This window comes from Actinomycetota bacterium (assembly GCA_030018275.1).
In the GTDB taxonomy this organism is placed as follows: domain Bacteria; phylum Actinomycetota; class Aquicultoria; order Subteraquimicrobiales; family Subteraquimicrobiaceae; genus Subteraquimicrobium.
Genome location: JASEGB010000013.1, coordinates 1 through 11802, shown reverse-complemented (window position 1 = coordinate 11802; position 11802 = coordinate 1). Strand labels below are relative to the sequence as shown.

General features: G+C 46.4%; 11 protein-coding genes. 10 read left to right on the top strand and 1 reads right to left on the bottom strand.

Going from position 1 to position 11802, the window contains the following annotated elements; translation table 11 throughout:
- Window positions 1-28: 28 nt before the first annotated feature.
- From QMD66_06195 to nadB, 10 genes are all read left to right on the top strand, one after another.
- Window positions 29-922 carry a U32 family peptidase gene (locus tag QMD66_06195; GenBank protein MDI6822429.1) on the top strand — a complete coding sequence of 298 codons (894 nt, stop codon included), beginning with the start codon at window positions 29-31 and terminating at the stop codon, window positions 920-922.
- A complete protein-coding gene (locus QMD66_06190) occupies window positions 907-1272 on the top strand; it encodes an SCP2 sterol-binding domain-containing protein (GenBank protein ID MDI6822428.1) in 366 nt (121 codons plus the stop codon). The genes QMD66_06195 and QMD66_06190 overlap by 16 nt, the downstream gene beginning before the upstream one ends.
- A gap of 12 nt (window positions 1273-1284) precedes the next feature.
- Window positions 1285-2154, top strand: coding sequence for an N-acetylmuramoyl-L-alanine amidase (locus QMD66_06185; protein MDI6822427.1), 870 nt, complete (start codon window positions 1285-1287; stop codon window positions 2152-2154).
- 224 nt (window positions 2155-2378) lie between these two features.
- On the top strand, window positions 2379-3788 hold the full coding sequence (gene tilS / locus QMD66_06180; protein MDI6822426.1) for a tRNA lysidine(34) synthetase TilS: 1410 nt from the start codon (window positions 2379-2381) through the stop codon (window positions 3786-3788).
- Between the two features lie 85 nt (window positions 3789-3873).
- Window positions 3874-5784, top strand: a complete 1911-nt coding sequence (gene ftsH / locus QMD66_06175) for an ATP-dependent zinc metalloprotease FtsH (GenBank protein MDI6822425.1) — start codon at window positions 3874-3876, stop codon at window positions 5782-5784.
- Between the two features lie 186 nt (window positions 5785-5970).
- On the top strand, window positions 5971-6531 hold the full coding sequence (folE, locus tag QMD66_06170) for a GTP cyclohydrolase I FolE (protein ID MDI6822424.1): 561 nt from the start codon (window positions 5971-5973) through the stop codon (window positions 6529-6531).
- Window positions 6532-6629: 98 nt separating this feature from the next.
- Entirely contained in the window at window positions 6630-7829 is a 1200-nt protein-coding gene (folP, locus tag QMD66_06165; protein ID MDI6822423.1) for a dihydropteroate synthase, read from the top strand.
- Between the two features lie 53 nt (window positions 7830-7882).
- Window positions 7883-8374, top strand: a complete 492-nt coding sequence (gene folK, locus QMD66_06160; GenBank protein ID MDI6822422.1) for a 2-amino-4-hydroxy-6-hydroxymethyldihydropteridine diphosphokinase — start codon at window positions 7883-7885, stop codon at window positions 8372-8374.
- Between the two features lie 191 nt (window positions 8375-8565).
- A complete protein-coding gene (nadA, locus tag QMD66_06155; protein ID MDI6822421.1) occupies window positions 8566-9465 on the top strand; it encodes a quinolinate synthase NadA in 900 nt (299 codons plus the stop codon).
- A gap of 147 nt (window positions 9466-9612) precedes the next feature.
- Window positions 9613-11202 carry an L-aspartate oxidase gene (gene nadB / locus QMD66_06150; protein MDI6822420.1) on the top strand — a complete coding sequence of 530 codons (1590 nt, stop codon included), beginning with the start codon at window positions 9613-9615 and terminating at the stop codon, window positions 11200-11202.
- A gap of 390 nt (window positions 11203-11592) precedes the next feature.
- On the opposite strand, the gene QMD66_06145 is transcribed toward nadB, so the two are convergent.
- On the bottom strand, window positions 11593-11802 hold a 210-nt coding region (locus tag QMD66_06145), incomplete at its 5' end, for a hypothetical protein (GenBank protein MDI6822419.1).

Here is an 11802-nt window from a genome sequence, read left to right as displayed (position 1 = left end):
TGGGTGCAAGGTTAAAGGAGCAAATGCAATGGAAATAGCCATAGGTCCGCTTCCCACCAATTGGGGCAAAGAGAAAATTTTGGATTACTATCGAAAAGTCGCTGCTCATCCCGCTATAAATAGGGCATATGTTGGGGAAATCGCTTGCACAAAAAGGGACATACTTGATCCAGAACTTTTCATCGAGATTCAAGATTCATTGAAAAAAGCGGGCAAAGAGGTCATTCTATCCACTCTTGTTTTGCCCACCAATGAAGAGGATCTGAATAAAAGCCGTGCATTGATGGCAAAAGCTCACGAGATAGAGGTTAATAACATGGGCATCTTTAATGTCTGGCTAAAAGAATTTAGAGAGAAATCTTTGACGCTGGGTCCCTTCTTCAATGTTTATAATCCTCAGTCGGCGAGGTTTCTGTTGAAATACAAAATTCGTCGAATACTTTTCCCCGTGGACATATCCATGAATACCATGGAGAAAATGTGTCAGGAGATCGATATCCCTTTCGAAGTGGTCGTTTATGGTAACTTTCCTATAGCCTTCTCTTGGCGATGCTATACGGCTAGGGCATTTGGAAAGCTAAGGAGGGACTGTGGGTTCAAATGCTACGAGGTGAAGAATCTTCCCCAAGCCACTTTGGAAGATGAACCATTGTTCATAATGAATGGACCGGCAGTTTACAATGCCAAGACCTATTGCCTCATCTCTCATCTTAAGAGATTTCAGGGAATGGGGGTTGCGGGTATAAGAATCGAGACTATCCCGGAGAATGTCGTGGGGATTGCTGATATCTTCAAGGCAGTGATCGATGGAGAGATATCGCCGACTCAAGCCGAGAAGAAATTGGCTTCACTCTCAGCATATAGATTGGACACTTGCTATTTTACGGGGAGGGAAAAGCGCTTAATATGCTCTACAAGTTAGGGGAGTTATTTTTGAAGGCGATCATAGTCTTGACTCACAAAAATATCCATCTGAAGGAAAGATTGATCCCTTTGAATGGAAAAATCTTTGCCCTTAAATTAACAGAATTCCAAAGACCTTACATCTTTAACATTGAAGAGGGCTCAATTAGAGGACCACTTCCACGAGATTTAACTCGCAATTACCAGCCAGATGTAATCTTTACCGGGTCATTGAAGGTTTTTATGGGGCTCTTTTTGGGCCGAATCGATCCTGACGCTGCTTTCTTCCGGAGGAGAATAACCGTGGAGGGCTCGCTTACAATGGCCTTGACCCTGAAAAATATCTTTGATGACCTCGTGGTCATCTGAGGCGATAAAGTTATGAAAAGAGTTCTGAATTTCGTCATCATATTTCTATTCCTCTTCAGCGTCCTCTCCATCCCTGCCACACCCAATGCAAATAAGCGAGAGAGTATCGAAGAGGCAAATAATTTAGTTTCGGCAATAACGGGATTTTTTGAGGAAAAATTTTCTCAGGTTTCCGAGACCATAGAATCCATTGTGAGAAATAAATTGGATACCGAGGCTGGTGGTTCCAAAACCCTTCCCGGCGAGGTGGCGGGAAAGTGCGTCTGCATCGACCCAGGGCATCAAGCTCGTGGGAATTTGAACCTTGAGCCCATCGCTCCACGTTCCTCGCGAATGAAGGAAAAATGTAAGGGAGGCGCCAGGGGGGTATCATCCGGCGTTCCCGAATACAGAATAACTCTGCAGATAGCATTCAAATTAAAAAATCTATTGGGAAGGTCAGGTGTTGTCGTGGTCATGACCAGGGAAACCGATAATGTCAATATAAGCAACATTGAACGAGCAACCATTGCAAATAGGGTCGGCGCTGACCTCTTCGTTCGCATACATTGTAATGGTAGCAATGATCCATCAGTTAGCGGTATCACCACCTTTTATCCGGCGAGGAACCAATGGACGGAATCCATTTACCTTGAAAGCCTTCGATCTGCAGGGTTGGTGCAACGAGAACTCGTCAAATCCTGCAATTGCCGGAATAACGGGATCGTGCCACGCAGCGATTTCACCGGTTTCAATTGGTCAAAGGTCCCTGTGATCCTTGTGGAGGCGGGTTTCTTAACCAATCCCGAAGAGGATAGGTTGCTCAATAGCGAAGAATACCAGTGGAAGGTAGCAGAAGGGATTCACTATGGCGTCGTGCGGTATTTTACAGGAGAACATTGACACCGATGTGACTGCAGTGGTATTTGACAGTAATTTGACAACGATTGGAAATACTCAAAAATCAAAAATCAGAATTACAGATCAAAATCCAAAATCATTTTAAGTCCAAAGTCAAAAATTATAAGACCTTGGAGTCAGACTCCGGTTTTTGGATTTTACGTTGTCATTTTTCATCTTGGATTTTAAATTTTGAATTTATGAAACTCATATAATGAGGTGTTTTCATGAAAACTCTTTCGGATGAAAGGCATCCTTTGGAACGAAAGGTGCTGGCGACCATCGAAAAATACGATATGCTTAAGAGCGGTGATAGGGTTCTGGTGGCCGTCTCCGGTGGACCGGACTCCGTTGCCTTGCTCTACATTCTAACTGCTCTGTGCGGTGAACTGGGATTGAAGCTTCATGTATTCCATCTAAACCACATGATGCGCAAAGAATCAGAAGAGGATGCCCTTTTCGTCCAAAAATTGGCTGAAAGGCTGGAATGTCCCTCTACCATTCTCTCCTTTGACGTACCAGCATATATGAGAAAAGAGCGTCTTTCCCCCGAGGAGGCAGCTCGTGAGGTCAGATATAGATTGCTGGAAAAGGTCGGTCGAGAGATAAAAGCCAATAGGATTGCCCTTGGACACCATGCCGATGACCAGGTTGAGACCTTTCTCATGAGGCTCCTACGGGGATCGGGACAGGAAGGCCTAAGGGGGATGCTTCCGGTGAGGGGTGAATACATTCGTCCCTTGATTGAATCAACCCGAGACGAAATTCAGGAATATTGCGGAGAAAAGGGGATAGAATTTCGACTGGACCTATCGAATCTCGATACCTCTTATTTGCGGAATAAGGTTCGCCATCAGCTCATTCCGGCTCTGGAGCGGTATAATCCAAATTTTAAAGGGGTTATCCTTAAAACCATGGAGATTTTAAGTGAGGAACAAGACCTCCTCGATGAGATAGCCGAAGAAAAGTTCAATGAGGTCGCGGTGATTGAGAAGGATTTAGTGAAATTGTCCTGTAAGAGGATTCAGAAGTTGCCCTTGGCCATTCAGCGAAGAGTGCTTCGGAGAGGAATACAGTTGGTGAAGGGAAATTTGCGGGGTATAGAATTCAAACATTTGGAGGGGATATTGGGATACGTCTCCGGGAAGTTGCCACATCTGCAAATGGATCTCCCAGGGAGGCTCGTCGCCTTGAGCGAATACGATGCACTCATCATAACTCTCAAGGAGAAGTTGAAAGTCCCCAAGGTCCCAAGAGTTTTGCTGAACATTCCGGGCGTAATTGATATCCCCAGCCTGGGAATCCGAATAAGGGCTGAATTTAAGGATGCAAAGGGTGAAATAATTCTGAAGGAGGACAAAAAGGCTTATCTCGATGCCGACAAACTTAAACCCCCTCTCATCTTGCGCACTCGAATACCGGGTGATAGTTTTAGACCCTTGGGTATGGAGGGCGAAAAGAAATTGCAAGATTTCTTCGTGGATGAGAAGGTTCCACGCAGACTCAGGGATAGGATTCCCATCCTTCAAGGGAAAGACCACATCCTTTGGGTGATCGGGTATAGAATTGATGATAGGGCTAAAGTTAACAGGGGCACTAAGACGATCTTAAAGCTAGAAGTTGAAGACTTAGAATAATTTACAACACTATTCCCTGGTTAAATTGCTAATGAATTTAAATTATGTTACGATTATTACGCGAAATTATTAAGGAGGTTTCATTTTGAAGAGGTTTTTCAAGAGCGCAGCTTTTTACTTCCTGATTGTAATTCTCATTCTGTTCCTAGCCCAAAGTTACCTCTTCAATCAGAAGCCCACTCAGAAATTGACTCTGAATAAGTTCATCGCTCAGGTTGAAGCGGGTAAGGTAAAGGAAGTAAAAATCTTAGACAAGGATCATATAATCAAAGGAAAGTTACAGAACGGCACTCAATTTGAGGTCTCCTACCCTGAAAGCTACAACATCTCAGAGGTATTGCTCAAGCACAAAGTTTCAACTCAGGTTGATCCCCAAAAAGAGACTGTATGGTGGCTGATTCTTTCCAATCTTCTTCCCTTCATCTTAATCCTCGCCATCTGGGTATTCATGCTCCAGCAGATGCAGGGTGGGGGAAGCAAGGTTATGTCCTTTGGCAAGGCTCGGGCGAAGATGATGACCAAGGATATGCCCAAGGTAACCTTCAATGACGTCGCCGGGCTTGATGAAGCGGTGGAGGAACTTCAAGAGATAAAGGAATTCTTGGCCAATCCCGGAAAGTTTCGAGCACTAGGGGCTAAAATACCCAAGGGAGTGCTCCTATATGGACCGCCCGGTGCAGGCAAGACGCTCCTGGCTCGCGCGATTGCCGGTGAAGCTGGCGTTCCCTTCTTCAGCATCAGCGGCTCCGATTTCGTTGAGATGTTCGTCGGCGTGGGCGCATCCAGAGTGCGGGATCTCTTTAATCAAGCAAAGACCAGTGCTCCCTGCATCGTCTTCTTGGATGAAATAGACGCCGTGGGACGCCATCGAGGAGCTGGTCTCGGCGGAGGTCATGATGAACGTGAACAGACCCTTAATCAGCTCCTTGTGGAGATGGATGGTTTTGATATCAGAGATAACGTGATACTCATCGCCGCAACAAACCGTCCCGACATCCTGGATCCGGCTCTGTTAAGACCAGGTAGGTTCGATCGCCAGGTCGTGGTCGATCGTCCCGATCTTAAGGGTAGAGTAGGGATACTCAAGGTCCATACCAGGGATAAGCCTCTTTCAAAGGATGTCGATCTCGAAGTTTTAGCTAGACGAACCCCTGGATTTACCGGAGCGGATCTGGCTAACCTGGTGAACGAAGCGGCACTTCTCGCTGCACGCCATGGCAAGAAATATATAGATATGGAGGAACTCGAAGAGTCTATAGACAGGGTGATTGCTGGACCTGAACGGAGAACGAAGCTAATTAGTGATAAAGAGAAAGAGATAATAGCCTATCATGAAGCCGGACATGCTCTGGTGGCACACATCTTGCCGAATACGGACCCCGTCCATAAAATCTCCATAATCCCACGTGGAAGAGCGTTGGGGTATACTTTGACTCTGCCCACGGAGGATAGATATTTGGTTACCAAATCGGAGCTCACCGATGAGCTGGCAATGCTGTTGGGCGGGCGCGTTGCCGAAGAGATTATCTTCCAAGATATAACCACGGGTGCTCAAGACGATTTGGAGAAAACCACCAAAATTGCTCGGCAGATGATCTGCGAGTACGGTATGAGTCAAAAACTCGGTCCATTGACCCTTGGTCAAAAGCAGGATCAGGTCTTTTTGGGTAGGGATTTCGCATCCCATCCCGATTATAGCCAGGAAGTCGCCTACGAAATTGATAAGGAAATCAAACGTATCGTGGACGAAGCTTGGACTAAGGCTAGAACGATACTCCAAGAGAATTGCGAAAAGCTCGATAAAATCGCTAACACGCTCATAGAGAGGGAGACTCTTGAGAAGGAGGAGCTAGTTAGACTCCTTGAGGGTGTTGAAGAACCCGTTCCCCAAATGGAGCAAACTGCTGAAGAACAGAAATCGGAAAGCGTCAGGGCGGAGCGGAGGGAATCCGGCTTAAAAAAGGTACCTGGTAAACTAAGACCCGTTGAGAGTTAATGGGTGCTTTTCGCCATCTCACCTCCAAGCAGGTGAGGTGGTTTTTATTTTTTAGAGGAAAAAAGAGCTAAATGTCGAAAGTCGCCCATACGGGTGACCTGTGAGCGAATCAAAAGTGTTGAATAGACATCCTATAAAGATCAGGATGCAATAAAATCTGTGTAATCATTATACCAGGAGTTTCAAATGGATAGAAAAAAGATTGAGCAGGGAGTCCGCTTAATTTTAGAGGGAATTGGCGAGGATCTAAATAGACCAGGGCTTAAGGATACTCCAGCTAGAGTAGCCAGTATGTATGAAGAGATATTCGCTGGTTTGACCCAGGATCCAAAGGGAGTCATTCAAATAACTCTTGCCGAGAATCACGATGAAATAGTCCTAGTTAAGGACATTCCTCTTTATTCAGTCTGCGAACATCACCTCATACCCTTCGTAGGCAAAGCACATGTTGCTTACATCCCTGGAGGGAGCAGGAGGATCACTGGAATCAGTAAGCTAGCCAGGGTCGTAGAGGTATTGGCCAAAAGACCCCAGCTCCAAGAGCGCCTCACGACTTCCATCGCCGATGCCTTGGTCTCGGCTTTAAATCCTTTAGGTGTTCTCGTAATTGTAGAAGCTGAGCATCTCTGCATGAGCATGAGGGGAGTACGTAAACCCGGTTCTCTGACCGTCACTTCAGCTGTGCGAGGCATTTTCCGCACCAATGAAGCTTCCCGCGCCGAAGCACTATCCCTTATTAAAAGCTAAATGAAGCTAGGGAGAAGTCTAGAGGGAGAAGTCTAGAGGGAGAAAGAAATTTGACTCTAGACTCATCCCTTATCCCTATTTAAGCGGTGGTCAAAAATATGAGTAATGCAAGGATACTTTCGATCAAGGATATTGCCCAGATAAAAGAGGAGTTCAGGAAGATTGGCGTCGATCCCAAAGGCATCGAGATCATGAGCCCAAAGGCCATTCACCAACTGGTGAAGCTCGAGGACATGGATGTAAGAGCGGCCAATATCATCAAACAGGAGATGCTTTCCCGGGGTGGAGATGCCGCCATCTCCCGAGGTGTATATGATCTTAAAGCGGAGAAAAGCGACATCATCCTCATGGGGACATTGAAGCAGTTTAAGGAGGTTTGCGAAAAGCTCACCGAGCAACCCTTTGAGCTTTCAAAAATTGCCTCTGAAATTGAAGAAGTCCTCCTAAATTTTCGATCGCCATATCATACCTTAAAAGCCGGTGGATATGTCCTTGACCTTTCGCAACGTACCTACATTATGGGTGTATTGAACGTTACACCAGATTCCTTTTCGGATGGAGGCAAATTTTGCCGGTTGGATAAGGCGGTTGAACATGGCTTAAGAATGGTCGAGGAGGGAGCGGATATCATCGATGTGGGCGGGGAATCTACCCGTCCTGGTGCGGAGCCGGTAAGTTTGGATCAAGAGCTTGAAAGGGTCATCCCCGTGATCGAGTTGCTTGCCTCTCAAATAGATAAACCCATATCCATAGATACCTATAAATGCGAGGTCGCTCGTCGAGCTTTAGATGCGGGGGCTTCCATTGTGAACGACATCAGTGGACTTCGAGCCGATGAAGCTATGGTCAAATTGGTGGCTGAGAGATGTACCCCCGTCGTGATCATGCATATGCGGGGCACACCGCGAGATATGCAGATAAATCCACAGTATAAGTGCGTGATGGGTGAGATAATCTCCTTCTTGAGAGAAAGAGCACAAATTGCCATAAAGGCCGGGATTCCAAAGGAGAATATCATTGTAGATCCCGGAATAGGATTTGGAAAAACCCGGGAGCACAATTTGGAGATCATGCGTAGATTACCTGAGCTTAAAAGCCTTGGTTATCCCATTTTAATAGGTACCTCTCGCAAATCCTTCATCGGTTTTACGTTGGATTTGCCAGTGGAAGAAAGGTTGGAAGGCACTGCAGCCACAGTCGCTTATGCAATTGCTCAAGGAGCAAATATCGTGCGGGTTCACGATGTGAAAGATATGGTCAGGGTGGTCAGGATGACCGATGCCATGATAAGTCTGTAGTTGGGAGTGCGGAGTCCGGCTAAGAGACTATCGACTGAAAGTGAAGTGGTCTTATGCCGAAGGCGTACCTGAGTTTGGGATCAAATATTGGTGATCGAAGGGCGTACCTCAGAGCCGCCATTAAGATCCTCAAAAATCACAAAGATGTAGAAATTCGGAATATCTCCGGAATTTATGAAGCTGAACCGGAGGGGTATGTATCTCAGCGGAAGTTCTATAATATTGCCATTGAGGTCGAGACCATCCTCTCCCCGATGGAACTCTTACGGGCATGCCAGTTTGTGGAGGAATTTCTGAAGAGGAAACGGAAGATTAAGTGGGGTCCTCGGACGATAGATATCGATATCCTCCTTTATGGCTCTCAGGAGATCAAGGGGAAAGAACTCGTTATCCCACATCCTCTAATGTGCCAGCGTGCATTCATGCTCATGCCCCTTTTAGAGATCGCACCGGATGCCAAATTTCCATCGGGACTACCCGTGAGTAGTTGCCTCGATTCTTTATCCGCCCCTTTTAATGCGATAAGGATTGGAAATTTAGAATAACGGTGATATCATTTTCCTAATCCACTCTCCTTTTTGAAAGGATCTTCAAATTTCCGAGAGATATCTTTAAAAGTAGAAACAGACCTGCCTGCCGGCAGGCACGGCCTTTAGGTCTGTTAGTTGGATAACTTAGTTGGATAACAGGTCTAAAGACCTGTTTGTACAGCGAATTATATTCAGGAAGGGATTTAATGAGAGAGTTGATCGAGAGGATATTCGAATTAAAGAGAGAAAGAAACGCGGTCATTCTCGCCCACAATTACCAGGTGGGGGAGATTCAAGATATCGCCGATTTTGTCGGCGATTCCCTCGGTCTTTCCCGCCAAGCTGCACAGACCGATGCCGATGTGATCGTCTTTTGTGGTGTTCACTTCATGGCTGAGACCGCTTATATCCTCAGTCCAGACAAGACGGTGCTGCTTCCAGATGCAAATGCGGGCTGTCCTCTCGCCGATACCATAACTCCAGAGGCATTGAGGAAAAAGAGAAGGGAGTATCCTCAAGCGGCGGTGGTTTGCTACGTTAATTCCTCAGCGGCGGTTAAAGCGGAGAGCGATGTTTGTTGCACGTCTGCCAATGCCGTGCAGGTTGTCGAATCCCTTAAAGAGTCGCAAATAATCTTCGTTCCCGATAAGAACCTTGGAAAATATGTGGCTTCGAAAAGCGGGAAGGAGATCATTCTTTGGGATGGCTGTTGTCCCATCCACGATAATATCACTGCGGAGCAGATACTTGAGTTAAAGGAAGGGCATCCGGGGGCGAAATTCATGGCTCATCCGGAGTGTCGCCCCGAAGTTTTAGCCTTCGCGGACGGCATTTACGGCACATCGGGAATGATCAGATACGCGAGAAATGTCGAGGCAAAAGAGATAATCGTCGGCACCGAAGCGGGCATGGTTTATCGGTTATCCAAGGAGAATCCGGAGAAAAAATTCTATGTTCCCCAGGAAGCCATCTGTCCCGATATGAAACTCACAACTTTAGAAAAGGTTTTGCACGGCTTGGAATCGCTCGAAACTAGGATCACCGTGCCCGAGGAGATTCGGGTTCGAGCCGAAAGAGCAGTTAATAGGATGATTGAAATAGGCTAAAACCAGTCCCACAAGAATATGAGCTTAATCTAGTATATAATTACGGTGAACCGTGAACTGTGAACAGTGAACCATGTAAGAGTATAACCAATGTCTGCGGTTAATACACATAGTCGATAGAATCAAGGGCAGTCGACGGGGGTTAAGATGATACCGAGATATCTTGTAAATTTCGATTCCGACAAGTTGGAGAAATCCATTTATGATCTTCTGGTTATTGGCAGTGGAATTGCGGGGCTTACCGCCGCTCTTCGAGCCTGTGGGAAGTACAAGACACTTCTCTTAACCAAGAGTGAGGTCAAGGAGTCAACCACCTGGTACGCGCAGGGCGGAGTGGCAACAGCTGTGGGTGAGCACGATTCGCCCCAACTCCACTTTGAGGACACCATCTTGGCTGGAGATGGTCTCTGCGATCCTCAAGTGGTGAAGATTCTGGTAACTGAAGGACCCGGGCGAATAACCGATCTCATTCATTTGGGAGCCGAATTCGACCGCTTTGGGGAGGAGATGAGGCTCACGAGGGAAGGGGGGCATTCGCTGCCCCGAATTTTGCATGCCGGAGATGCCACGGGAAGTGCCATTGAAAGCACTTTGGTGAAGGTGGCGAAGCTATGTTCCGGTTTGCAAATTAAAGAGCATGTTTTCGTCGTTGATCTTTTGGACTTTGATGGAAGATGTATTGGTGCCATCATTTTTGAACCCTCCCTTGGAAGATTTTCAATCTGTCTTGCCAAGGCGGTCATCCTGGCTACGGGTGGAGCCGGGCAGATTTATAGCGTCACCACAAATCCGCCGATCTCGACCGGCGATGGCATTGCCATGGCCTATCGGACGGGCGCGGAGATAATGGACATGGAGTTCGTCCAATTTCATCCCACCGTCTTGGATGAGGCACAAAATCCTCGCTTTTTAATCACGGAGGCTCTGAGGGGAGAGGGAGCTTACCTCAGGGATTGCAAGGGGAATCGATTCATGGCACAAGTCCATCCCGAAGCCGAGCTCGCTCCGCGGAATGTTGTCGTTCGGGAGATGGTCAAGGTGATGCACGATTGCAAAACCGATCGCGTCTATTTAGATGCTACTCACATCCCCCCTTTGAAACTTAAGGAGAGATTCCCCACCATTTGGAAGAGATGCCAGGAGAGCGGATATGATTTGTCCACAGATCTCATCCCCGTTTCTCCAGCCGCTCATTTCATGATCGGGGGTGTTAAAACGGACATCTATGGAAGGACGAGCCTTTGCGGTCTCTATGCCAGTGGAGAGGTTGCCGCCAATGGCGTTCATGGGGCAAACAGGTTGGCCAGCAATTCCCTTTTGGAAGGGCTCGTTTTCAGCAAGAGGATCATGGATATCCTAGAGGAAGAGGTAAACGAGATTTCTCAAGAAGATTTACTCGGAATAAGGATGACTTACACATACTCCCGGAGACCTAAGGATGTAAAGATTGAGGAATGCCGAAATTTGATTCAGAAGACCATGATGGAAGACGCGGGTGTTACTCGCTCCGGGGTCAGCTTGAAGAGAGCCCTCAAGATCATGGATTCCCTCAAGGATATTTTGAATATGGAATTTTCTTCGGTGGAAGGATTTGAGCTACAAAATATGATCATGGTCGCTGAGCTCATTTGCAGATCCGCTTTAATGCGCGAGGAGAGTCGAGGAGTACACTTCAGGGAGGATTTTCCCGAGAAAGATGATGCAGGTTGGAAGAAGCACATCGTTTTAAAAATCTAAGTCAATTTGCCGCAGCTGCTCGAATTGCGCTTGCGACGCCGTCGCTCACACTTGCTCTGCAAGCGGCTCTTTATAAGAGTTAGATTTGCGACTCACCTCAATATTAAATGTAAAAATGATCAGATTCAGGAAAAATTTCAGGTTAAAAAATTACAATTATAGAAATAATAGCGCATATTTTGTGACTATATGTACTGACCTTAAGAAAAAGCTGATAGGAGAAAAAGAATCCATATTATTTTTATCCTTAATGATGCTAACCAAAGTTTGCCTCGATTTATCCAGGCTTTCAAATCCATAATCACGATCAGATTGAAAAGAAAAGGTTATAAGCAAAAAGCTTTTTGGCAGAGGAATTATTATGAGCACGTTATCAGAGGCGAAAAGGCGCTAGAGAAGATCCGAGAATATTTCAGAATAATCCCATGGTCGAGAAATTAAAATTTGAGGAAATTTACAATCAAAGTAAGAAATCATCCTTGAAATCGAGCGAGCTCGACCACTAGTGCGCCTGTGAGCGTACATGGTCAGAGAGGTGAAAGTCCTCTTCGGGTGTACTCTCCAGCCTGTAACCGAATGTAACTGCGTCGCCGAGAGGCG